Origin of the sequence: Paraburkholderia sp. RL17-373-BIF-A (assembly GCF_046030175.1) — a bacterium.
GTDB lineage: Bacteria > Pseudomonadota > Gammaproteobacteria > Burkholderiales > Burkholderiaceae > Paraburkholderia.
Genome location: NZ_JARESO010000008.1, coordinates 156,766 through 179,721, shown reverse-complemented (window position 1 = coordinate 179,721; position 22,956 = coordinate 156,766). Strand labels below are relative to the sequence as shown.

The window sequence follows — 22,956 nt, the reverse complement described above, 5'->3', positions numbered from 1 at the left end:
CAGACACGGTAATGGCACCCGGCGACGTTCAGGCAACTTCGCCACGCCCGCCGGCGAGCGTCGCGGCAGCGTGGTCGGCCTTGCCGTGCAGAAACGAGAACAGCGCACCGGCCATGACCCCGCCTGACAGAGGCGCAGCCCAGAACAACCACAGCTGGTCCAGCGCCCAATCGCCGACGAGCAATGCCTGGGCCGTGGAGCGGGCGGGATTCACCGAACCATTGGTAACCGGAATCGACACGAGATAGACCAGCACCAGACAGGCGCCGACGACCAGCGGCGCGATCGACGCCATGTCTTGCCGGCGGGCGATCAGCAGGCTGGCCATGACGAAGCCGAAGGACAGCACGAACTCGATGGCCAGCGCTGAATGCATCTGATAGTCGGCAGGAGAATGGTCGCCGAAGCCATTTGCCGCGAACTCGCTCGCGCCCAGATCGAACCCGGGACGGCCGCCCGCCACGTAAAGGAGTAGCGCAGCGGCCACGATCGCGCCGAGAATCTGCGAGGCAATGTAGGGAAGCAGATCCCTGACCGGAAAACGTTGCGCGACGGTGAAGCCCACTGTGACAGCGGGATTGAAATGACCGCCGGACACGCCGCCGAAACAGTAAGTGGCCGTGGCGAGCGCGAGACCGAACGCCAACGCCACCTCCAGCACGCCACCTGCCTGCTGGACCGCACCGACGTTCAACACAATGCTGCCGCAGCCGACGAACACCAGCCACGCCGTTCCAACACCCTCGACCAACAACCGCTTACCTAACGCATCCATGCCGCCTCCTGATTCTGCTCCCAGGCAGACGGCATCGCACGATTGCCATCAGACATCTGCCTGAATTCTCTCGGCCCGGGAATCGCTCAGCTTGACGAAATGATCGATTTCGTCAGGAGAGTACGGAATAAAGCCGTAGTGAATTCAGAACTATGAGACGCCAACGTCCCGCAACCAATCAGAAGACTCCTAAATTTCTGGTTCGCCAAAATCATCCGCCGACGGCGCAATGCAATATTGCTCGCCAGCTGTCAGGCCAATCCGATCTGCCGCGCATAGCCGATCAGGTCAGCTTCCGTTTCCAGCCCGAGCTTGCGCATCGCACTACGTTTCTGGGTACTGATGGTCTTGCCGCTGCGCTGCAAACGTACCGCGATTTCATGGACGGCAAGGCCTTGCACATAAAGCTGAAAGACTTCCCACTCGCGCGCGCTCAGCATGCCGGCGCGCAACTGCAGCGGCGTGTCGGCCGCCTCCATCGCGACACGCGCGTGTTGCGACAGATAGACGCGCCCGGCAAACGCTGCCTCGATCGCATCGATCAACGCCGTGACGGTCTCGCGTTTATCGACGATGCCGCCCACGCCGATATGCAGAAGACCGGACAGCATGTGAGCGTGGCAGATCATGGTGAGGACGACGACGCAAGGACGCGACTGGCCCCGCAACAGACGGCGCAGAAACGACACCGCGTTGCTGCCGCCATGAATGCCGGGCATGTTGATATCGGAAACGACGACGTCGCACGCGCAGGCGTCGAGTAATTCCGCCAGTCCGTGAGTGTCGGCCGCCTCGCCGACACATTCGATGTGCGGCGCGGCTTGCAACACGCGCTTGACGCCGACGCGAACGCAGTCGTGATCGTCTGCGATGATGACGCGGATCTTCTGTCTCATTTTCTATTGTCTTATCGATTGGTATGCCCTGCACAGGATGTGCGTCCCCGGGCGATGCCAATACATCTTCTATTCGTCGCGCGACGGCGCGACACGTGGCCGACTTATCGCCGGCTCATTGTCGCTTCGGCACGCGCTCCTCAGGAATCACACCGTACTCGACGGCGAAGCGAAACAGTTCCGCGTCGCTGTGCAGGGCCAGCTTGCGCATAGCCGTGCACTTCTGCGCGCTGATCGTTTTGACGCTGCGTTCCAGACGCGCGGCGATCTCGGTCACGCCATACCCTGACGCATATTGGGTGAACACTTCGAGTTCGCGGCGCGAGAGAATCTTCCGGACGTAATCGAGCCGCTGGGTCGCCGATGCGTCGGCGATCAATGCGCGCACCGCCGGCCCGACATAGCACTCGCGTGCCAGCGCCGTGATGACGGCCACATGGATCAGGTCGATCCGGTCCCGCTTGCTCACCAGTCCCTCGACGCCGAGCGAAATGACTTTTGAAGTTCGGCCGCCTCGGTTTCCATGGTGAGCACGACGAGCGCGATGTCGGGGTAGCGCGTCTTGAACTGCCTGACGACTTCCAGTCCGCTGCCATCCGAACCGCCCGGCATGTAGAGGTCCATGAGCACGAGGTCGCATGAACCGCGATCGACTTCTGCGAAGAGTTCGGTGGCGTCGGCTGCACGGCCGACGATCTCCATATTCGGATAGCCGCTTATCAGGTTTTCGATTGCCAGCAGCACCAGTGGATGATCGTCCGCGATGATCGCGCGAACGGGTGTGCTTACCTCAGCGGTGTCGCGCATCTTCTACTTCTCCTCCGTACCTTGAATGATTGCCGCCCTCTTTCGTCAACCCTGCTCCTATCACGATGATTAAATATTTTCGCGAGAATAAACATAAGATCGGTCCGAAACAACCTCAGTCAATTCAAAAAGTAAATTGCTTAGATATGCGATTCAAAATTAAGAATCCCATAAGCGCGCACATAAGAGAAAAGACCGGGATCGTTGGTGACACCGAGTTTGGCCATCGCTTCGCGTTTTTGCCGCGTGACCGTGCGACGATCGCAGCCGAGCACCGCAGCAATGTCCGATATCGACTGGCCACTTACCAGCAGCCTGACGACTGCGGCCTGTTTGCCCGTTAAACGTGGCGCCGGCGGTTGTTCGCACTCGGGATCCTGTGGTTGCGCCAGCGCTTCGATGATGGAACGGCCGAGGTAGGTTTCTCCGTGCCGAGCTGCGAGAATCGCTTGCCAGAGCTCGTCCATCGACTCCGCCTTGCCGACCATGCTCACGGCGCCGTCCGACACTATCGCGCGAAGAATCGCGGCGTTTGCCAGAGTTGTCATCACCACGACGCGCAATTGCGGCCAGTCGGTTCGGATTCGTCGCACGAGGTTCAGGCCGTCGTCGATGGCCAATGAGTGTTCCGGCATCGCGAGATCGGTGACGAGCACATCGCAGGGCGTGCTCCGCAGGCGTTCTATTAGCGAAAAGGGATTCGTCGCCTCGTCGACGACAGTCACGCCGGCATGCATTTCCAGTGCGGCGCGGATGCCAAGGATAACGAAGGGATGATCGTCCGCCAGGATAATTCGAAGATTCACTGGGATTGTCTCTCGTTTGTTGTAGGAGTGAATGCGCATACGCAGAAAAATCTGAACCACTCTGCGCATGCTTTAACGGCCCCTCGGCAACGCTCAATGTGCCAAGGCGCCCATAAAATCACCGCCACAACTTCACGAAAATCGGAGCGCTCCGAATCCTGCAGAGAAACTAATAGTCCATTGCGGATTGATTAGAAATAGAAAACATAATTACGCGGAATGGATATTTTCGAGTTTCTCGAGCGGCGCATTTTCGGCGGAAACTCAACGACTCGACCATTCATCGCAGAAGTTTCGGCACGGCGCGCCGTATCGCCCGCAGCATCGTCGACAACGGGCACCGTGATCCATATCAAGTTGCATCGCAAGCGCGCGCCGCGCTCACCTTGCCCTCACGCGCGGCACGAGGAAACACCGGCAACGCGATCAATGCGCACACGCTGGCCACGGCCCACACCATCGGCCACGAACCGACCGACAACAGCGGCGGAATCGCCAGCGGCGTCAGGAACAGCGTAAGAAACACACAGGTGTTGCCGATCGCCAGCGCGGTGCCCGCGCGGCTCGTCCCTGCCAGCGTGGCGAGTTCCGTGAAGGCCACGCCGTGCCATGCCGACGCGCTCACGCCGCCCACCACGACCGTCAGCGCGAATACCGCGGTCATCGCCGCGTGATGCATGCCGACGAGGCCCGTCAGCAACGCGAGCGATGCGAACAGCACCGCGGTCAGCAGACTACAGGCGCGCATGTAAGCCCGGCGATTGCCGCGCCGGTCAGTCCAACCGCCGCTCCAGACCCGCGCGATCGCGGCACCCGTTTGCACCGCGGCCATGGTCACGCTGATCGCCAGCACGCCGGCGCGGCTGAAATCGTGAAGAAACACCGTGCCGAACGTCACAACGGCGAGTTGTGGCACGCACAGCGCGCCGGCGCCGAGCGCCACGCGCCAGATGCCGATGTCGCGCAACGGTGAGACCCTGGCGGGCACGCCGCTCGCAGCCGCCGTGTCGCGCACCTCACGCGCGCCGTCCGCCTCGATATGGGAAGGTTCGTGCAACCAGCGCCACGCGAACACCGCGGTGATCGCGCACGCTAGCGCCAGCACGGTATAGGCGCTCGCAAAGCCGAAACGCGACGCGAGCACCGGCAGCAGCAATGCGCCAAGGCCGCCGCCCGCGGGCACCGCGGTCTGGCGAATACTCATGGCCAGGCCGCGCTCACCCTCACGAAACCAGGCCATCACCGCGCGGCCGCTCGATCCGTTGACGCTGCCGCCGAGCAACCCCACCAGCAACAGGCCGAGCGCGAGCATCGTCACGCTCGGTACGTGCGCACCGGACGGCACGACGAACAGCGCCAGACCGGCCAGCGCGGCCGCGGTCGAGAGCAGTCCGAGCAGCAAGACGCGCCGGTCGCCCCAGCGGTCGGTCAGCAGCCCCCACGGCAATTCGCTGACCGCGATGCCGAGGCCGAGCATGCCAAGCACGAGGCCTAGCCCGTCATTGCCCAGGTGATAGCCGGAGCGCAAGAACACCGCCGTCGTCGGAATCCCCGAGAACGCCGCCGAAAAACTCGCGTTGGCGGCGAACCCGACTCCAAGCACCTTCCACCGATGACTTGCCGTTCGGCCGCCGGATAACCCTAAGCCCGCAATTGATTCGCTTCCCATGACACCCTCCGCAAAGAATCTGGGGGTATCCTACGGCTGAGGCTTCCATCGGAAAAGCCGGAAAAGCAGATGACTTCCATCGGATATACCGAATCATGAGCCAACGCGGATTTGACCTGACGCAGTTACGGACCTTCGTCGCCGTCGCCGAATCGGGCAGCGTCTCGGCGGGCGCCGAGCGCGTGTTCCTGTCGCAGTCCTCGGTCAGCGAACAGTTGAAGAAACTGGAGGAGCGCGCCGGCCAGCCGCTTTTCGTGCGCAGCAAGCAGGGCGTGAGCGCCACGCCCGCCGGCAGCCGGCTGCTCGAGCACGCGCGGCGCATCATCGCGATGAGCGAAGCCGCGTTCGAAGACCTGCAAGGCCGCTCGCTCGACGGCGAGTTGCGCATCGCCATCACGGACTACTACCGCCCGCACGACATCGCGCGCATTCTCAAGACGTTCTCGGAACAGCACCCACGTCTGAAGCTGCACGTCACCGTGCTGCCGAGCGCGGTGATCGACAGCAATGCGGGCGACGATGCGTCGTTCGACATCGGTCTCTCGCTGCGGCTCGTCATGGACAACACGCGCGCCGCGAGCCGGCGCACCGGCGCGCAAAGCACGGTTGTGCGCCGCGAGAAACTGCTGTGGGTCAGCGCGGCCGATTCAAGTCCACGGCCGGCCACGCCCTATCCACTCGTATTGCTGCCGTCGAGCTGCCAGTTGCAGCGTTTCGTCGTGAAGCTGCTGGACGAGCACAAGGTACCGTATGTGGTGTCGCATTCCGCTTCCGGCGTCGCCGGCCTGCAACTCGCGCTGAAGGCCGGGCTCGGTATTTCCTGCCTGAACGAATCGTCGATTGGCGGCGGTGTCGTGGCCTGTCCGGCAAGCGTCGGTTTGCCCGCGTTGCCCGCCGTGGAATTTCATCTCTTGCCTGGGCGAATCGGCGAAACCGAACTTGTCAGCAACGCTCGCACGGCCTTGATGCGGCTCTTCAGTTGACTCATGGAAGATGGGCTCACGCCGTCTCATGGAAGCCCGAGGCTGATCATCAAAAGATCACATTCGCGCGATAGCGTCGACACACGAGACGATTCGCAATGGAAATGTTGAAAGCGCCCTGGTCGACGCCTATCATGATCAGGTGTCCCGTCGAATGAGCTTTTGTTTGCTATTGACGCGTCGACTAATTTCCTGCAACCTCGTACACGCTGCTGAACGTTTCAAGCGTCAATTCCCGCAGCCCGAAACCGCCACCCGCCGGCGCATTCAGGCCGATCATCGTTTTAGCAAAGCAATCGCATCGCCGTAGCGAATCATCACTCGCCATCCAGAATAAGTCCGTTTCGATTTGCTGTTCTTGCAGTCGTTACACAAGAAAAACCGGCAGAGTTGACATGCGTCATCCGTCGGCTTCATAAGCGAATCCACCTGAGAATGCGCGAGAGATAATCGAGAACAAAGAACGTTCCCAATCGAGGCCTGGCGTGCATCGTCGAACTATCGGATCGTCGGTTCTGTTTGTGCTTTACGTCATGTGGAGCGGTGCGGCGCTTGCCGCCACCGAGGCGTCCGGCGCCATGCCCTCGGCCATGGACGAGCGCGTGCGCGCCTGCACCTCATGTCATGGCGTGCAGGGCCAGGGCCTGAACAACGATTACTTTCCGCGGATTGCCGGCAAACCGGCCGACTACCTGTTCAATCAGTTGACCGCGTTCCGCGACGGCGGCCGCACCTATCCGCCGATGGGTTACCTCCTCGCCTTCCTGCCCGACGACTATCTGCGCAAGATCAGCCAGTATTTCGCCGATCTGCAACCGCCCTACCCCAACGCCGATCAAAGCAACGTCGCACCCGCCGTGCTCGCCGCCGGACAGCGCCTCGTCACACAGGGCGACCCGGCCCGCAAGATACCGGCGTGCATCGCGTGCCACGGTGCGCGGATGACCGGCACGCAGCCGGGCATTCCCGGCCTGCTCGGTCTGCACGCGAGTTATATCGCCGGGCAGATGGGCACCTGGCGCTCGGGCACGCGGCACGCGCTCGCGCCGGACTGCATGCACTCGATCGCGGTCAAGCTGACCGACAAGGACATCACCGCGGTATCGAGCTGGCTCGCGCGCCAACCACGTCCGGCCGATCCGCGGCCCGCGCCGGCGTCCACGGAGCGGCTGCCTCTCGCCTGCGGGAGCCAACCGCAATGAAGCCGACACTTCGCACTTTGGGCTACTTCCGCGCAGTGCGCGCCGCTTTGATCCTCACGATGAAGCGCCTTCGCGTGCCGGCGTCGCTCGTATCCAGTCTGTTGATTGGCGGCCTGATCGTGGCCGGCAGCGCCGCGCTTCTGCACGCATCGCCCACGCCGCTGCTGATCGCCGAAGCACGCGCCGCTGAAACCAGCACGGCGTCCGCGCCGGGCGCCGACACGCGCCCCGACATCGTCAAACGCGGCGAGTATCTGGCGCGCGCCGGCGACTGCGTTGCTTGTCACACGGCGCCGCGCGGCAAACTGTTCGCCGGCGGTCTCGCGATGGAAACGCCGTTCGGCACGCTGTATTCGCCGAACATCACACCGGACGCCCAGTACGGCATCGGCACCTGGAGTCAGGAGGCGTTCTTCAACATGATGCGCACCGGCCGCACGCCGGACGGCACACTGATCTACCCTGCGATGCCGATCGCGCAATACACGAAGGTCACGCGCGAAGACTCGGATGCGATCTTCGCCTATCTGAAGACGGTCGCACCGGTACGTGAGCCGAATCACAAACACACGCTGCGCTTCCCGTTCAACCAGCGCAAGCTGCTGTACGGCTGGCGCACGCTGTATTTCCGCGAGGGCGAGTTCCAACCCGATCCGACCAAATCGGTCGAATGGAACCGCGGCGCATATCTGGTCGAAGGGCTCGGGCACTGCACCATGTGCCACACCAAGATCAACATGCTCGGCGGCTCGTCGCAGAGCGAGCAGTTCGCGGGCGGCCTGATTCCGGTGCAGAACTGGTACGCGCCGTCGCTGACCTCGGACAAGGACGGCGGCCTCGGCGACTGGAGCATCAAGGACATCGTCGATCTGCTGCAAGCGGGCATTTCCGATCGCGGCGCCGTGTACGGTCCGATGGCCGAGGTCACGTATCACAGCCTCCAGTACATGACGGAAGAAGACGTCAAGGCAATGGCCGTCTATCTGAAGACCTTGCCGGACAAGAGCGGCCGCAAGTCCGGGCCGTCTGCGCCGACCAACACCAACGTGTTCGCGCTCGGCGAAAAAATCTACGCCGACAAGTGCGCGCTCTGCCACGGCGCGAAGGGCGAAGGAAAGTTGCAGCATTACCCGCCGCTCGCGGGCAACCAGTCGATCGAAATGGACTCCGCGGTCAACCCGATCCGCATCGTGCTCAACGGCGGATTTCCGCCGGGCACCATGCGCAATCCGGAACCGTACGGCATGCCGCCTTTCGGCCAGGAACTGAACGACACCGACGCCGCTGCCGTGGTCACCTATATCCGCACTGCGTGGGGTAATCACGGCCAGCCCGTGACATCCCGCGAGGTCAACGAGTTGCGCAAGGCGCCGCTGCACTGAAGCGCCGCACTGGAGAACTTCTAGATGGAAGCGAACGATACCCGCAGCGCGACCCCGCCTACGGATGACGAAGTGGAACGCGTCGTCGCGGCCGGCCCGCATGGCGCGATCGCCGTGGCCGGTGTCGCCACGCTGATCGTGATGGCGATCTGGTTCGGCTTCTACTTCGTCGTGTTTCTGCCGCGCGGCGTCGTTCACTGATCATGTCGACCGATTCCAATCATCAACCGGGCGGCGGCCACGCGGTCGCGCTACGCGCCGAGCGACGCTGGGCCATCTTCGCCGTCGCGCTGATCGTGCTGATGCTGGCGGTCATCGTCTTCTCCGGGCTGCATTGGGCGATGATGCCGCCCTCGCGCGTCGAGACAATCGATCCGTCGCGCCTGCAACTGTCCGGCGAATTCGTCGAAGACAATCTCGGCAGCGCGGTCGAACCGGACGGCTCGGTGGTGGTGCGCTTCATCGCGCAGCAGTACTCGTTCACGCCGCAATGTCTGCTGGTGCCCGCCGACACGCCGATCACGATCCGCACCACCAGCGCCGATGTCGTGCACGGCCTGCTCGTCACCGACACCAACATCAACACGATGGTCGTGCCCGGCTATGTCGCCACGCTCAATACGCGTTTCGACGCGCCCGCCGATCACACCATGCCGTGCCACGAGTTCTGCGGCTTCGGCCACCAGACCATGTGGGCGCACGTGAAAGTCATCGACAAAGCCACCTTCTTCGAGCAAGCCCGACAATCACGGAGGCTGAGCTGTGTTTCACGCTAAGCGACTCGTTCTCGCGCATTTCTGGCTCGCCTTCATTGCGTTTCTGATCGCGCTGCTGCTCGGCGCCTGGCAGATGCTGGTGCGCAGCCCGCTCGTGCCATGGGTCGGCGACCCCGAGCTCTACTATCGTTCGGTGACCGCGCACGGCTCGGTGATGGCGTACGTACTGCCCACGCTGGTGTCGATGGGCTTCGGCTACGCGATCGTCGAACTCGCGCTCGCGCAGCGTCTCGTCGGTCTCAAATGGGCATGGGCTGCGTTCATCATGCTGGCGGTCGGCGCGGTGATGGCGATGGTGCCGGTGGCGCTCGGCCAGGCGTCGGTGCTCTATACCTTCTATCCGCCGATGATCGGTAGTCCGTTCTATTACCTCGGCGTGGTGCTGGTGGTGGTCGGCTCGTGGATCTGGGTCGCGCTGATGCACGTGAACCTGCGCATCTGGAAGCGCGCCAATCCCGGCAAGCCGGTTCCGCTCGCGATGTTCGCCAACGTGGCGGGCGCGTATCTGTGGGCATGGACCGCCGTCGGCGCGGCGCTGGAGATCCTGTTCCAGATCCTGCCAGTCGCGTTCGGCCTCACCAACACGATCGACGCCGGCCTCTCGCGCATCCTGTTCTCGTGGACGCTGCACGCGATCGTCTATTTCTGGCTGATTCCCGCTTATATCGCCTACTACACGCTGGTACCGCGCGCGATCGGCGGACGGCTCTATAGCGATTCGATGGCGCGCGTGTCGTTCATCCTGTTCCTCGTCTTCGCGATGCCGATCGGCATCCACCATCTGTTCGCCGATCCGCAGGTCGGCTCCGGCTTCAAGTTCCTGCATGCGGTGTTCACCGGCATGGTGTCGGTGCCGACGCTGCTGACGGTGTTCACGATTTGCGCGTCGGTCGAAATCGCCGGCAGATTGCGCGGCGGCAAGGGCGCGTTCGGCTGGCTCACCGCCCTGCCCTGGCAGAACCCGATGATGCTCGTGATCGCGTTTTCGTTCGTAATGCTCGGTCTCGGCGGCGCGGGTGGATTGATCAACATGAGTTACCAGTTGAACTCCACCGTGCACAACACCCAGTGGGTAACGGGGCACTTCCATCTGATCTTCGGTGGCGCGATCGTCATCATGTACTTCGCGATCGCCTATGAACTGTGGCCGCAACTGACTGGCCGCGCGATCGCATCGGTGAAGCTGGTGCGCTGGCAACTGTGGCTATGGTTCATCGGCATGATGGTGGTGACGCTGCCGTGGCACTACGTCGGCCTGCTCGGTGCGCCGCGCCGCATGGCCTATTACGATTACAACGCTCTCGGCTTGCAGTCGCAGGCGTTCTGGGTCGGCATGTCGGCGGTCGGCGGATTGATCCTCGTGGTGTCCGGCGTGCTGTTCATCTACATCCTGGCGAAGTCGCAATTCGGTCCGGTGGTTGAGCAACAAAGCTTCCGCTTTGCGAGCGCGGCGCAGCCGGTGGTGCGCGTGCCGGCCGCGCTCAATAGCTTCGGGTTATGGGTGGCGCTGATGATCGGACTCACAGTCGTCAACTACAGTGTGCCGATCGTACAGTTGCTCAGATTGCCGCAGACGTCCGTGCCGGCAGTCGTCGTCGGAGCGCAGCGATGAATCAGGAACGCGTCTTCAGCTTGCGCAACCCTTGGTTCACGGTGAGCGTGGGCGGCATCATTGCGATTGCCGTCGTATCGATACTGATCGGCTTCATCTGGCTGCCTTCGGCGAACAGCGCGTTCGCCGGACGCGGCTTGTGGGCGACGATCTGCAGCGCTGCCGGTGCGCCGTCGAGCTGGTACGGCGGCGCCAATCTCACTGGTCCGGCGCCTAGCGACGTGGTGGTCTTGCCGCCGTTACGGCGCGCGCGAGCCGACGCGAATTCGATTGGCCGCGGCGCGACGATCGCGACGCAAAATTGCTCGATGTGTCACGGCGTACTCGGCACGGTGCAGGTGACGGCGCCCGCGTTGGCCGGGCAATATGCCGACGTGATCTATAAAGAGTTGCGCGACTACCAGAACGGTGTGCGTCAGAACGCGATCATGCAACCGATCATCGCCGCGCGCAGCGATCAGGATCTGCACGATCTGGCGGCTTACTACGCGTCGCTGCCGAGAGCGCCCGCGGCGGAGACGCTGCCCACAGGCGTGGGACCGGATGCGAATGCGGTGAAGCTTGCCATGCAGGGCGATCCGCAGCGCAATATCGCGCCTTGCGCCGCCTGTCACGGGCAACTCGATCGCAAGGGCGCGGCGCCGTGGCTGGGCGGACAGTCGTCGATTTATCTCGCGGCGCAGATGCGCGCCTTTGCTTCCGGCGCGCGGCATAACGACATCAATGAGCAGATGCGCAACGTGGCGCGGCAAATGACGCCGGCCGAGATCGACAGCGTCGCCAAATACTATGCGGCCATGCAGTAGCGGCCGCTTTGTCAGCGCGGCGCCGTTTGTCCCGAAGAGTCAGCACGCCACCGTGCGAAACATCCGCCGATATCAAGCCGTTGCAAACCCGTTGGCATCGGCCGTCTTCGGTGCGGCAATCGAACCGCTACGCCGCCCGGCAAACGAAGACGAAGACGCCGCACCGCTCCCAGTCTGGAACACCGACACCGCGGACGTCAGCCGCCGCGCCTGCTCTTCCAGCGAACTCGCGGCCGCCGCGGCCTGCTCCACCAGCGCGGCGTTTTGCTGCGTCACCTCGTCCATCTGCGCGACCGCGAGATTGACCTGATCGATGCCCGTACTCTGCTCGAGCGCGGCCGCCGCGATTTCACCCATGATCGAACTCACACGCGCAATCGCGTCCACGATCTCGGTCATTGTCGAGCCCGAGCGTTGAACCAGTTGCGAGCCAGCCTGCACCCGCGCGGTCGACTCGTCGATCAAGCCCTTGATCTCCTTGGCCGCTGCCGCGCTGCGTTGCGCGAGCGAGCGCACTTCGCTCGCCACCACTGCGAAACCGCGGCCCTGCTCACCGGCGCGCGCGGCTTCGACTGCCGCGTTCAGCGCCAGAATATTGGTCTGAAACGCGATGCCTTCGATCACGCCGACAATGTCGGCAATCCGCCGCGAGTCGTCGACGATGCCATGCATCGTGCCCACCACCTGCTCCGTCAGATCGCCGCCTTGTGCCGCAAGCGTGGATGCGCCCTGCGCGAGCGAGCTGGCCTGTTTCGCGTTGTCCGCCGTCTGCTTGACCGTCGAGGTGAGCTGTTCGATGCTCGCCGCCGTTTCTTCGAGCGACGCGGCCTGTTCCTCGGTACGTTGCGACAGATCGGTGTTGCCCGCGGCAATCTCGCTCACGCCGGTGTCGATGGATTCCGTGCCTTGACGCACGGAGTTCACCGTCGTGATCAGCGATTCCTGCATCTTGCGCAACGCGGCCGCGAGACGGCCCATTTCGTTGTTGCTGGCCACGACGATCTGGCCGGTCAGGTCGCCGTTGGCGATGCGCTGAAACTGCGCGATGGTGGCGTCGACCGGACGGACGATCGCGCGCACCAGCACCGCGCGGCCGATCCACGCTCCCAGCAGCGACGCGACGATGCCGATCGCCACCGCGATGCAGATCGCATAGAACAGATCTTGCGCGTCCTGATAGCGTTGCGCGCCGTGATCGAGCTGCAACTGTTCGAGCGCGAGCATCGCCTTTTCGTACGCGCTGTAGAGCGACGGCAGCTTGTGCGCCTGCAATTGCTGGAACGTCGTCTTGTCGGCGGACTTGAGCGCGGCGAGAGCCGGATCGACGCCTTCGTGCAGGAAGGTGTCGCGCTTGTCCTGCATGTCCTTGATGAGGCGCTGTTCGTCGGCGTCCGCGCTCGCGCGGCTCACATAGTGGGCAAGACGGTCATTGGAAGCTTTCTGGTACTGATCAAAACGCTTGAGCACGGCATTCGCGCCGTCCTGGTCGTTCAGATCGACGAGCGATGCGTACGTCGCCAGCGCGAGGCGCAGGCGCAGCAACTGTCCGGCGCTGCCTTCGAGGTCGGCGACAGCCGGCGTATCGACGGTGTACATCTGTTGCAGCGAAGCGTTGCTCGATCGCAGCGACAGCAAGCCGGCGGCGGCGCCGAACAGCAGCACGACGCCGAAGAACAGGATCATCAGGGTAAGGCAGGTGCGAATCGACAGATTTTTCAACATCGGGCTTGTCTCCGTTGGGCTGCCTGACCGAATGTTCAGTGAAAGCCTCGGCCACGCGTGCTGCGCCCAAGCCCGTTCGGCCAGGTCCGCAACTCTTGTATAAATTTAAGCGAACGCCACATATAAGGACTACGGCTTAATAACGAAAAACTTTATGGTTGATGGCGCATGTGCTTGCGATACATCAACATACGAGCGCATATGAAGGGTGATTCATGCCGGGCGTTGCGGGACTACCCGGGTTCTCGGCGGGCGGCGGTTGATGGAAAGTGTCGAGGATGTGTCTACGGAGCATTGCGATGTCGGAAGTGAGCTCGGCTCTGCTGGTTTTCGCTCTATTGCTCGCCGCGACCGGAGCCGGCGTGTGCGTGCGCCCGCTGCTGCCCGAAGAGCACAAGGCGCATGAGACGGTGCAGTTAATCCAACTGGTGATCGGCATGCTGGTGACGTTCGCCGCGCTGGTACTCGGCTTGATGACGGCGTCCGCGAAATCCAGCTTCGACACCGCCTCGAATGATTTGCGCACCTACGCGGCCGATCTGATCGAATTCGACACGACGCTGCGCGAATACGGCACGGAAACCGAGCCGGCCCGGCAGTTGTTGCACCGGTACACCGCGGCGGCGATCGCATCGACGTGGCCTGGCGAAACACCGCCCACCGGCGACTATCCGAAAGACATCGGATCGCAGGACAACTCGCAGAAACTGGAGAGTGTGCGGCTCGGCGACATGCTGACCGCCGTGGGCCGAGAGTTGCGGACGCTGCGGGCGCGCGACCCGTTACAACAGCGCGCGCTCGACGATGGGTTGAAGCAATACCGCCGCGTCGTGGATGCGCGGTGGAAGCTCATCGAGGAAGCGCACAGTTCCATTTCCCGACCTTTCCTCACGACATTGACGTTCTGGCTGGGCGTAATCTTTCTAAGTTTCGGCTTGATCGCGCCGCGCAACGCGCTGGCGCTGGTCACGATTTCGCTGGGCGCGGTGTCGATTGCTTCGGCAATCTATGTGATCGTCGATCTGGATACGCCGTTTACGGGCCCGATTGTCATCTCCAGTGCGCCTATGCGGGATGCTCTGGACCATTTGAGACGGTGAGCACCGCACAGCATCACCGGATGCGCGCGTCGAACTCCGCAATCCGCTTCGCCCGCTCGATGACCGGCCGGTCGACCAGTTTGCCATCCACCGCGAACGCCCCTTCCGGATGCTCGCGAGAAGCCGCCAAGACGCGCGCCGCCCAGCGGCGTTCGTCCTCGCTGGGTGCGAAGCCGCTGTTGACCGGTTCCACCTGTCTCGGATGAATGCACAGCTTGCCGCCAAACCCGAAGCGCCGCGCAGTGGCCACATGCCCGGTCAGGCGCGCGAGAATGTCGAGTTCCAGCGTCACCCCGTCGATCGGCGCGGGCAGGCCCGCATAGCGCGATTCGATCACCATCTGCGAGCGCACGTAGTCCAGTTCGACGCCGAGTCCTTCGATGCCGGCATCGCCGCAAAAATCCACCGTGCCGAAGGCAAGCCGCATGACCGACGGCGCGCCGGCAATCTCCCGCATCGCCACCACGCCCGCCACGGTTTCGATGAGCGCCACGATTCGGATCCGCGACGGCAGCCGCGCGGCGACATCGGCGAGTTGCTGCGCGCTGTCCGACTTCGGCAGCATCATCGCGGAAACGCCGGACGCGCGCACCATGTCGACGTCGTCGACATGCCACAGCGTGCCCACCGCATTCACGCGGACCATCAGCCGCGCAGGGTCCGCGGTCGACAGCCAGCGTTGCAGGCCCTCGCGCGCGGCTTGCTTGGCCGCCGGCGCGACCGCGTCTTCGAGATCGATCACCACCGCGTCGGCGCCGCTGTCGAGCGCCTTCGTGAAGCGCTCGGGGCGGTCGCCCGGCACGAACAGATAACTGCGTGCGTCCATCCTGTTCTCCTGAACGGCACGCTTCGCGATGATGCTAGTTCGCGTGCCAGTCGCGTTGAAACGTTTCGGAATAGCTGTAGCGATCCGCCGGATGCACGCTGATGGTCAGCTCGACCACCTGCGCGCGCCGGTTCAGATAGCGGCGGCACAACCACAGCGCGGGCGAGCGCGGCTTCGCGTTCAAACGCTGCGCCAGCTTCGCCGGCAACGCGACCGCGCGGATTTCCTGCTGCACTTCGGCGATCTGCTCACCGAACTGCTTTTCGATCATCGTGTAGATCGGCACGTGCGTCCGGCCACTCAGGCCCGTCAATGAGCGAAACGCGGGGTGGATATACACCTCGGTGTGGCAGATCGGTTCGACACTCTCCGGCGACAGGCGAATGCCCTCGGCCAGCAGCCAGGTTTCGCCCGGCTTTGCGCCGAGCCGCTCGATCAGATCCGGGTCGTCGATCTCGACAGTCTGCGTCGACGCGATCTCCAATTCCGTGTCGGTCGTATAACGGTGCAGATCGCTCAGGCGCTCCATCACCTGACGGTACGCGGTCTCGCTTTGCGTGGCTTTCACGCGGGTGCCGATGCCGGGCCGCCGGTCCACCAGACCACGCTGCTCGAGTTGCTTGATCGCCTGCCGCACCGTGAAGCGGCTCGCGCCGAACTGCTCGCACAGCTCGAACTCGGTCGGCAGCAACGTGCCGATGGGAAACTGCCCGCCCTGAATCTCGTTCAGGAGCGTCTGTGCCAGTTGCATGTAGCGCGGCTGTTGCCCGAGGACTGTCGTGGCCATCTGGATGTGCAAAAAAGTGAAAGGGCGGACGGTTGCCCGCCCGGCCTTATTGCACCACACCCGCCTCCCTCAGCAAAGCGATCCTTTCCGCGCCGTAGCCCAGTTCGTCGAGCAAACGCTGCGTGTCCTGCCCGAGATCCGGCGCGGCGCGCGTCGGCAGGGGCTCGTCGATCCGCACCGGCGCGGCCACGCCGCGTACCTTGCCAAAGCGCGGGTGCTCGGCATCCACCACGCATTCGCGTTCGGCGACGAAGGGATTCTCCAGCGCCTCCTTGACGTTGAACACCGGCGCGGCCGGCACGCGGCCGCCGAAGCGTTCGAGCCATTGCGCCGTAGTGGCGGTCGAGAGTACTGCGTCGAGTTCGGTCTGCACCAGCTCGCGATTCGCGAGGCGCGCCTGGAAGTTGCAAAAGCGCGGATCGGTTACCCACGATGGTTTGTCGATCACTTCGGCGAGCACGCCCCAGAACTTCTCTTTGTTGCACATCAGGAAGATCCAGCCGTCCTGCGTCTTGTACAACTGACTCGGCGTGAGCGACGGATGCGACGAGCGGTTCTCGCGCCCCGTCACCACGCCGCCGTTCAGATACCACGTCGCGACATAGGCGAGGTTATGCAGCGCGACGTCGAAGAGACTCACGTCGATATCGCGTCCTTTGCCCGAGGTCTTCGCATCCACGAGACCGGCGAGGAGCGCCATCGCCGCGGTCGTGCCGGTCATCAAGTCGATGATCGACAAGCCGAAGCGCGCCGGCGGGCTATCAGGCTCGCCCGTGACCGACAGATAGCCGGCCTCGGCTTGCATCAGATAGTCGTAGCCCGGCCATGCCGCGCGGCTGCCGCTGCGTCCGTACGCGGACAGATGCCCGCACACGATCTTCGGATTCGCCTCGCAAAGCTGCGCGTAAGTGAGCCCGAGTTTCGCTGGCAGATCGCCGCGCAGATTGTTGAACACGGCGTCGCTCTTCGCGACGAGGTCCAGCAGCACCGCGCGCGCTTCGGGCTTCTTCAGGTCGAGCGTCATACTGCACTTGTTGCGATTGAAGGCTTCGAAGAAGTGACTGTCGCCTTCGCCGAAGAAATATGGGCCGACCGCGCGGCCGACGTCGCCGCCATTGCTCGGATGCTCGATCTTGATGATCTCCGCGCCGAGGTCCGCGAGATGCTGGGTGGCGAAAGGCCCGGCGCCATATTGTTCGATGGCGAGCACGCGCACACCGGAAAGGGGCAAACTCATACCGGACTCCTTTCGATCAACTGTTTGGCGATGATGATCCGTTGCATCTCGTTAGTGCCTTCGCCGATTGTGAGAAGCGGTGCGTCGCGATACAGGCGCTCGACGTTGTATTCCTTCGAATAGCCGTACGCACCGTGAATGCGCATGGCCTCAATGCTGTTTTCCAACGCGGCTTCGGTCGCGAAGTATTTCGCCATACCCGCTTCCATGTCGCAGCGCTCGCCGCGGTCGTACTTCTTCGCGGCGGCGTCGACCAGCAGGCGGCCCGCTTCGACGCGCGTCGCCATTTCGCCGAGCTTCAACTGGATCGCCTGGTGCTCGCAGATCGGCTTGCCGAAAGTTTTGCGCTGCTGCGAGTAGCTGACCGATTCATCGAGCGCGGCTTGGGCCACGCCGACACCGCGCGCCGCGACATTGATGCGGCCGAGTTCGAGCCCGCCGAGTATCTGCTGCAGGCCTTTTCCTTCCACGCCGCCAATCAATGCATCCGTCGATACGTGATAGTCGTTGAACGACAACTCGCAGGTATCGATGCCTTTGTAGCCGAGCTTTTCGAGTTGCCGGCTGACCTCGAACCCCGGCCCTTTCTGCACCAGCAACAAACTCATCCCACGATGACGCGGCTGCGCGGTCGTATCCGTCTTCACCAACAGCGCCAGCGTGTTACCGTGCTTGCTGTTGGTGATCCACGTCTTGTTGCCGTTCACGACGTACTCGTCGCCGACGCGTTTGGCGCTCGTGCGAATGGCCTGCAGATCGGTGCCACAATCGGGCTCGGTGAGACCGATGCCGCCGCGCCATTCGCCAGTGGCGAACTTCGGCAGATATTTGCTTTTCTGCTCGGGCGTGCCGTTGCGTTGCACCAGCATCGCGAGAATCAGATGCGAATTGATGATGCCGCTCACCGACATCCACACCCGCGAGATGCGCGCGATGATCTGCGCGTAGGTCCGGGTCGACAGACCCAACCCGCCATACTCGGGATCGATGATGCAGCCGAATAGGCCCATCTCCTTCATCTTCTCGACGATCTCCGCCGGGTAGATATCGTCGTGATCGAACTTGTGGACGTAAGGACGCACCTCGGTTTCGAGAAAGCGGTCCAGCATGTCGAGAATCAGTTGATCGTTTTCCAGCGTGTCGAGTTCGGTTGCGGTCATGATGACGTCCTTAGGATGCGGTGTGTCCGGCAAGCGTGTCCGCGAACGCGCGGGCCGGCCGTTCGTCGAGTTGCAATACGGCTTGGGCAATCTGTTCGGCGGTGCTGCGCGAGACGCTGCGCTGCGCGTTCGCGTAGAACTTGGCGACGATGTCGTCGTTGCTGACGGGCCGATCCGCGCAACCGCGATTGATCGCCTCGCGATGCGCGACGCGCGAGCCGTCGCTGCGTTCCACCACGACCTCGCCGGTGTAGTGGCGCGGGAATGTCGTGTCGGGGTCGATTTCGTAATCGACTTTTTTGGCGAGCGCCAAAACCGCCGGATCGGCAAGCGCGGCAGGTTCGAGTTCGTCGAGCGTGAAGCGGCCTTTGAGCAATGCGGTGGCGACGATGTACGGCACACTGAATTGCGCGTCGTAGGCAGTTACCGGTTTGCGCTTCGCGTCGACCGGTTCGCATACGATCTCGACCGTGCCGCGTGGTACTTTGGCGACCACATGTCGGATCGAATCGAGCTTTTCTGCCGAGAAGCGATGCTCGCGATGCAGCGCGATCGCCGCGTCGGCGACTGCATGCGTGAAGTGACACGCCGGCAGCGGTTTGATTGCGACTTCGTCGATCTGCCACGTACTGCCGAGGCCTTCTGTGGCGAGTTCACGATCAGCCACGTCGAGCGGCTTGCCGAGGTGGCTAGCGTATAAACCGAAGCGCCCTTCGTAGGCCAAACGCGGCCCGGTGAACCCGTGCTTCGCGAGCGTCGCGGCGGTGATGCCCGAGGCCGCCGCGAAACCGGGATGGGCGCGCTTGGTCCACGCGCCGTCTTCGAGGAATTCGAGGCTGCCGGCCGCCATCGACAGAACGATGCCTTGTGCGTGCGCTATGCGGGCTTCGTCGAGTTGCAGCAAACGCGACGCGGCAACCGCGCAACCGAACGCGCCGACTAGACCCGTCGGATGAAACCCGGCGTCGTGGAATCCGCCCTTGGCCGCCGATGCCACGCGCGTCGACACTTCCATTGCGACGATGTACGCAGCCAGCAAGTCCGCGCCGCTCAGCCCGTCACGGTCGGCGAGCGCGAGCACGCACGGCAATGCGCTGGTGGTCGAGTGAATGACGCCGCGTGAATGCGTGTCGTCGAAGTCGAGTCCGTGAATCAGCACGCCGTTCATCATCGCCGAGTCGCGCAAGGCGAGCCGCCGGCCGTAACCGATCACCGGCGAGGCACCGCTGCCGAGCTCGGAGAAAGCAGCGAGCGAGACATCCGCATACGGATAACCACGCGACGCGAACGCAATGCCGACAGCGTCGAGAATCAGATGCTTGGCGCGCGTCTGCACGGCGCGCGGCACGTCGCGCAATTGCAGGCCCAAGCCGAAGCGCGCGTACTGATCGGACAGCGTGACGGAGGATTCGAGTGAAGTCATGGGTTTTTAACCTTGCTGGGTAGCGGGTAGCGAATCAGAGTTGGTGTCGAGGCTCGGCGAGATCCGCTCGAGCGCATGCTGATTGGTTTCCACACGCAGCAGCAGAATGCCGAACACCAGCAATGCGAGGACGCCGCTCACCATGGCCAGCACGCCGGACACGCCGAACGAGTTGTAGAGCAGCACCGCGAGATACGGCGTGGTCATCGAGGCAGCACGGCCACATACACCTGCCGTGCCGGTGCCGCGCAGACGTAGTTCAGTCGGAAAGAGTTCGGGGATGTAGGCAAACAGACCGAGCGTGGTGACCGTGTAAATGCACGTGATCAACACGAAGCCGACGCTGCTGATCGCCCAGCCCGCATGCATGTTCGGATAGATGAAGCCGACCACGATCGTGGCGATCGCGAAAATCACGAGACCACGCGCCCGGCCGATGCGGTCCGCGCAGAAGAAGCCGACCAGTGCGCCGCCCGGCGCGCCGAACGCCATCAGCGTCGTGAAGCCGAGCGATTGCACGATGGTGAGACCTTCCTTGACGAAGAAGGTCGGCAGCCACGCAACAAAGCCGTACACCGAAATATTCACGGCGACCGCCGTGAGAATGGCGACCAGCGTGCGGCCGAGCATGGCCTGTGAAAACAGGGCGGAGAACGGCGCTTTCGGCACTTCGAGACTTTCGGTGCGTTCGACCGGCGGCAACGGACCTTTCTGACGCTGGACCTCGTGCTCGATGGCGGCGACAGTGGCCTCGGCTTCTTCGCTGCGTCCGACCGATTCGAGCCAGCGTGGCGACTCCGGCATCCGGTGCCGCAGCACCCACACGATGATCGCGCCGACGCCGGCAATCGCGAACATATAGCGCCAGCCCAGATGCGGAATCACGACGTAGCCCACCGCCGTCGAGACCAGCAAACCGGAATTGATGATGAGCGCGAGCAGAGCGGTCCAGCGTCCGCGCGATGCGGGCGGGATGAACTCGCACAGGGTGCCCGCCGCGACCACCAGTTCGGCGCCGAGGCCGACGCCCATGATCAGCCGCAGCACGATCAGCCACATCATGTTCGGCACGAAGCACGCGGCAATCGACGCGAGGCCGAAGATCAGCAGGTTGGTCTGGTACGACGAGCGGCGGCCGAAGCGGTCGCCGAGATAGCCGGCAAACCCCGCGCCGATCAGCATGCCGAGAAACGTCACCGAGATGAATAGCGCGTTCAGCTTCAGATCCGAGAAGCCCGCTTTCACCATCGCGCCGAGCGCGCCGGCGGCGAGATAGATGTCGAAGGCGTCGAGAAAGGCGCCCGCGCTGATGAGCCCGAGAACCTTCCAGTGAAAGGACGCGATGGGCAGGCGATCGAGTCGCGCGCCCGAGTTGACGATACCGATAGCCACCTTTGTCTCCTTGGTGTGCATGCGGCCGCGCTAACGCTCGCCGCATCGTGACGCCTGTTCGGGCGTCGCCGGAATCCGCGCGCTGGCTGCTCTTGCCGGCAGGTGGGCGCTGTTTTGCTGCTTGTCGTTCTCAGACTGTGCGGGCGTTCGCCCCGGACATGCGGCGGTTTGCGCCGGACAACGCGTCAATCAATCGCCGACGCCGTGCCCGCGTGCCGGCACCAGCGCGCTGCGCACGAAATCCATGATCGGCGTGCCGTCCTGCTTGAACGCGCGGGTTTGCACGGTGACGATGCCCTGCCCCGGACGCGACTTCGACTCACGCTTTTCCAGCACTTCGGATTCCGCATAGATCGTATCGCCGCAAAACACCGGGCCGGTCAGACGAATCTCTTTCCAGCCGAGATTGGCGATGGCCTTGCCGCTGACGTCGTTCACCGAAAGACCCAGCACCACGGCCACCGTCAGACCGCTATTGACGAGCAGGCGGCCGAACTCGCTTTTGGCCGCGTAGGCGGCGTCGCAGTGCATCGGATGGAAATTCATCGTCAGCAGCGAGAAGTGGATGTTGTCGGCTTCGGTAATAGTGCGCCCTGGCCGGTGTTCGTAGATATCGCCCACCTGAAAATCTTCGAGGTAGCGGCCGTAGCTGGCGCGAATGCGCGTTTTGACTGCGACGTCGGACTCCATGCCTGTCTCCTGTCGACCAGAGTTGGCGCTTTCGCGCCTTACTCTGGTCCCATGCAACTTGGTTGCGGTTTCCGAGTGACTTATCGGTCTTTGTTACTTTGTCCGTACAAAGTGTGATTCGAGTATTGTCGGCGGACGGGTGAATGTCAAGGCGACATTCCTGGAAAGGCCGATGATTGGCGGCAAATGCGCCGCTGAGGCACGCCAGGACTCATGACCAGGTTTATCCCTGGCCCGTGGTCATGGGTGGGGCGCGACGTGTTGTCGGCTGAACTGTCTTATGGATGCGCCAATAAAAAACCCCGCTGGTTGAGCGGGGTTTTTTTGCATCGATTCGGTGCGAGTGCGGATGATTTAGAACGGAATATCGTCATCCATCTCATCGAACCCGCCGCCGGCCGGCGCGCTCGGACGGCTTGCACCACCACCGCCACCACCGCTGCCACCACGCGCACCACCGCCCGACACCGCGCGGCCGCCACCACCGCCACCGCCGCTGCGCTCCGACGGTTCGCCACGGCTGTAGCCGCCTTCGTCGCCACCGCCACCCATCGAACCGCCACGGCCACCCAGCATCTGCATCTGCTCGGCGACGATTTCCGTCGAGTAACGGTCGGTGCCGTCTTGCGCCTGCCACTTACGGGTGCGGATGCGCCCTTCCAGGTAGACCGACGAGCCCTTCTTCAGATATTCGGACACGATTTCCGCGAGGCGGCCGAAGAACGACACGCGGTGCCATTCGGTCGCTTCCTTCATTTCGCCGGACGCCTTGTCCTTGTACCGATCCGTCGTTGCAAGGCGGATGTTCGCCACTGCGTCGCCGCTCGGAAGATAACGGACTTCCGGGTCGGCTCCGAGATTGCCGACGAGAATGACCTTGTTCACGGATGCCATGAGTTTCTCCT

Annotated in this window: 21 protein-coding genes and 1 pseudogene; 8 read left to right on the top strand and 14 right to left on the bottom strand. The window is 63.1% G+C overall.

Annotated elements, in window-relative coordinates; genetic code table 11:
- Window positions 1–28: 28 nt before the first annotated feature.
- From aqpZ to P0D80_RS12740, 5 genes and pseudogenes are all read right to left on the bottom strand, one after another.
- Window positions 29–775 (bottom strand): aquaporin Z, encoded by a 747-nt coding sequence (gene aqpZ, locus P0D80_RS12760; protein WP_408178303.1) that lies wholly within the window; start codon window positions 773–775, stop codon window positions 29–31.
- A gap of 251 nt (window positions 776–1,026) precedes the next feature.
- Complete coding sequence (locus P0D80_RS12755) at window positions 1,027–1,671, bottom strand: response regulator (RefSeq protein WP_408178302.1); 645 nt, start codon at window positions 1,669–1,671, stop codon at window positions 1,027–1,029.
- A gap of 115 nt (window positions 1,672–1,786) precedes the next feature.
- Window positions 1,787–2,478 (bottom strand): annotated as a pseudogene (locus tag P0D80_RS12750) (response regulator).
- Between the two features lie 140 nt (window positions 2,479–2,618).
- Entirely contained in the window at window positions 2,619–3,323 is a 705-nt protein-coding gene (locus tag P0D80_RS12745) for a response regulator (RefSeq protein WP_408284357.1), read from the bottom strand.
- Between the two features lie 313 nt (window positions 3,324–3,636).
- Entirely contained in the window at window positions 3,637–4,953 is a 1,317-nt protein-coding gene (locus tag P0D80_RS12740; RefSeq protein ID WP_408178300.1) for an MFS transporter, read from the bottom strand.
- A 95-nt stretch (window positions 4,954–5,048) separates the two neighbouring features.
- On the opposite strand from P0D80_RS12740, the gene P0D80_RS12735 reads away from it, so the two are divergent.
- The 7 genes from P0D80_RS12735 (at window position 5,049) to P0D80_RS12705 (ending at window position 11,714) form a co-directional block, all read left to right on the top strand.
- Complete coding sequence (locus P0D80_RS12735; RefSeq protein WP_408178299.1) at window positions 5,049–5,936, top strand: LysR family transcriptional regulator; 888 nt, start codon at window positions 5,049–5,051, stop codon at window positions 5,934–5,936.
- A gap of 485 nt (window positions 5,937–6,421) precedes the next feature.
- Window positions 6,422–7,138, top strand: coding sequence for a c-type cytochrome (locus tag P0D80_RS12730; protein ID WP_132376092.1), 717 nt, complete (start codon window positions 6,422–6,424; stop codon window positions 7,136–7,138).
- The gene (locus P0D80_RS12725; protein ID WP_408178298.1) at window positions 7,135–8,520 is read left to right on the top strand and encodes a c-type cytochrome; all 1,386 of its coding nucleotides are present in this window, start codon (window positions 7,135–7,137) and stop codon (window positions 8,518–8,520) included. Before P0D80_RS12730 ends, P0D80_RS12725 begins: the two co-directional genes overlap by 4 nt.
- Before the next feature lie 24 nt (window positions 8,521–8,544).
- Window positions 8,545–8,721, top strand: a complete 177-nt coding sequence (locus tag P0D80_RS12720) for a hypothetical protein (RefSeq protein WP_165923876.1) — start codon at window positions 8,545–8,547, stop codon at window positions 8,719–8,721.
- A gap of 2 nt (window positions 8,722–8,723) precedes the next feature.
- On the top strand, window positions 8,724–9,296 hold the full coding sequence (locus P0D80_RS12715; RefSeq protein ID WP_106282064.1) for a cupredoxin domain-containing protein: 573 nt from the start codon (window positions 8,724–8,726) through the stop codon (window positions 9,294–9,296).
- A complete protein-coding gene (locus P0D80_RS12710; RefSeq protein WP_132376094.1) occupies window positions 9,283–10,908 on the top strand; it encodes a b(o/a)3-type cytochrome-c oxidase subunit 1 in 1,626 nt (541 codons plus the stop codon). Before P0D80_RS12715 ends, P0D80_RS12710 begins: the two co-directional genes overlap by 14 nt.
- Window positions 10,905–11,714 (top strand): c-type cytochrome, encoded by an 810-nt coding sequence (locus P0D80_RS12705; RefSeq protein ID WP_132376095.1) that lies wholly within the window; start codon window positions 10,905–10,907, stop codon window positions 11,712–11,714. Before P0D80_RS12710 ends, P0D80_RS12705 begins: the two co-directional genes overlap by 4 nt.
- 72 nt (window positions 11,715–11,786) lie before the next feature.
- Here the strand turns inward: P0D80_RS12705 and P0D80_RS12700 are convergent, their stop codons facing one another.
- Window positions 11,787–13,436, bottom strand: coding sequence for a methyl-accepting chemotaxis protein (locus P0D80_RS12700; RefSeq protein ID WP_408284208.1), 1,650 nt, complete (start codon window positions 13,434–13,436; stop codon window positions 11,787–11,789).
- A gap of 299 nt (window positions 13,437–13,735) precedes the next feature.
- Here P0D80_RS12700 and P0D80_RS12695 point away from each other — a divergent pair, with 299 nt between their 5' ends.
- The gene (locus P0D80_RS12695; RefSeq protein WP_408178295.1) at window positions 13,736–14,536 is read left to right on the top strand and encodes a bestrophin-like domain; all 801 of its coding nucleotides are present in this window, start codon (window positions 13,736–13,738) and stop codon (window positions 14,534–14,536) included.
- A gap of 13 nt (window positions 14,537–14,549) precedes the next feature.
- Here P0D80_RS12695 and P0D80_RS12690 read toward each other — a convergent pair whose 3' ends face one another.
- From P0D80_RS12690 to P0D80_RS12655, 8 genes are all read right to left on the bottom strand, one after another.
- On the bottom strand, window positions 14,550–15,362 hold the full coding sequence (locus P0D80_RS12690) for an HpcH/HpaI aldolase/citrate lyase family protein (RefSeq protein ID WP_408284206.1): 813 nt from the start codon (window positions 15,360–15,362) through the stop codon (window positions 14,550–14,552).
- 34 nt (window positions 15,363–15,396) lie between these two features.
- The gene (locus P0D80_RS12685; RefSeq protein ID WP_012431680.1) at window positions 15,397–16,149 is read right to left on the bottom strand and encodes a GntR family transcriptional regulator; all 753 of its coding nucleotides are present in this window, start codon (window positions 16,147–16,149) and stop codon (window positions 15,397–15,399) included.
- Window positions 16,150–16,195: 46 nt separating this feature from the next.
- Window positions 16,196–17,386 carry a CaiB/BaiF CoA transferase family protein gene (locus tag P0D80_RS12680; RefSeq protein ID WP_408284203.1) on the bottom strand — a complete coding sequence of 397 codons (1,191 nt, stop codon included), beginning with the start codon at window positions 17,384–17,386 and terminating at the stop codon, window positions 16,196–16,198.
- Window positions 17,383–18,546 carry an acyl-CoA dehydrogenase family protein gene (locus P0D80_RS12675; RefSeq protein WP_408178292.1) on the bottom strand — a complete coding sequence of 388 codons (1,164 nt, stop codon included), beginning with the start codon at window positions 18,544–18,546 and terminating at the stop codon, window positions 17,383–17,385. The genes P0D80_RS12680 and P0D80_RS12675 overlap by 4 nt, the downstream gene beginning before the upstream one ends.
- A gap of 10 nt (window positions 18,547–18,556) precedes the next feature.
- The gene (locus P0D80_RS12670; protein ID WP_408178291.1) at window positions 18,557–19,969 is read right to left on the bottom strand and encodes an MmgE/PrpD family protein; all 1,413 of its coding nucleotides are present in this window, start codon (window positions 19,967–19,969) and stop codon (window positions 18,557–18,559) included.
- Between the two features lie 6 nt (window positions 19,970–19,975).
- Window positions 19,976–21,382, bottom strand: a complete 1,407-nt coding sequence (locus P0D80_RS12665) for an MFS transporter (RefSeq protein ID WP_408178290.1) — start codon at window positions 21,380–21,382, stop codon at window positions 19,976–19,978.
- 168 nt (window positions 21,383–21,550) lie between these two features.
- Window positions 21,551–22,051: a MaoC family dehydratase gene (locus P0D80_RS12660; RefSeq protein WP_132376103.1), complete on the bottom strand. Its 501-nt coding sequence runs from the start codon at window positions 22,049–22,051 to the stop codon at window positions 21,551–21,553.
- A gap of 354 nt (window positions 22,052–22,405) precedes the next feature.
- Window positions 22,406–22,945 carry a single-stranded DNA-binding protein gene (locus P0D80_RS12655; protein ID WP_012431674.1) on the bottom strand — a complete coding sequence of 180 codons (540 nt, stop codon included), beginning with the start codon at window positions 22,943–22,945 and terminating at the stop codon, window positions 22,406–22,408.
- Window positions 22,946–22,956 lie beyond the last annotated feature (11 nt).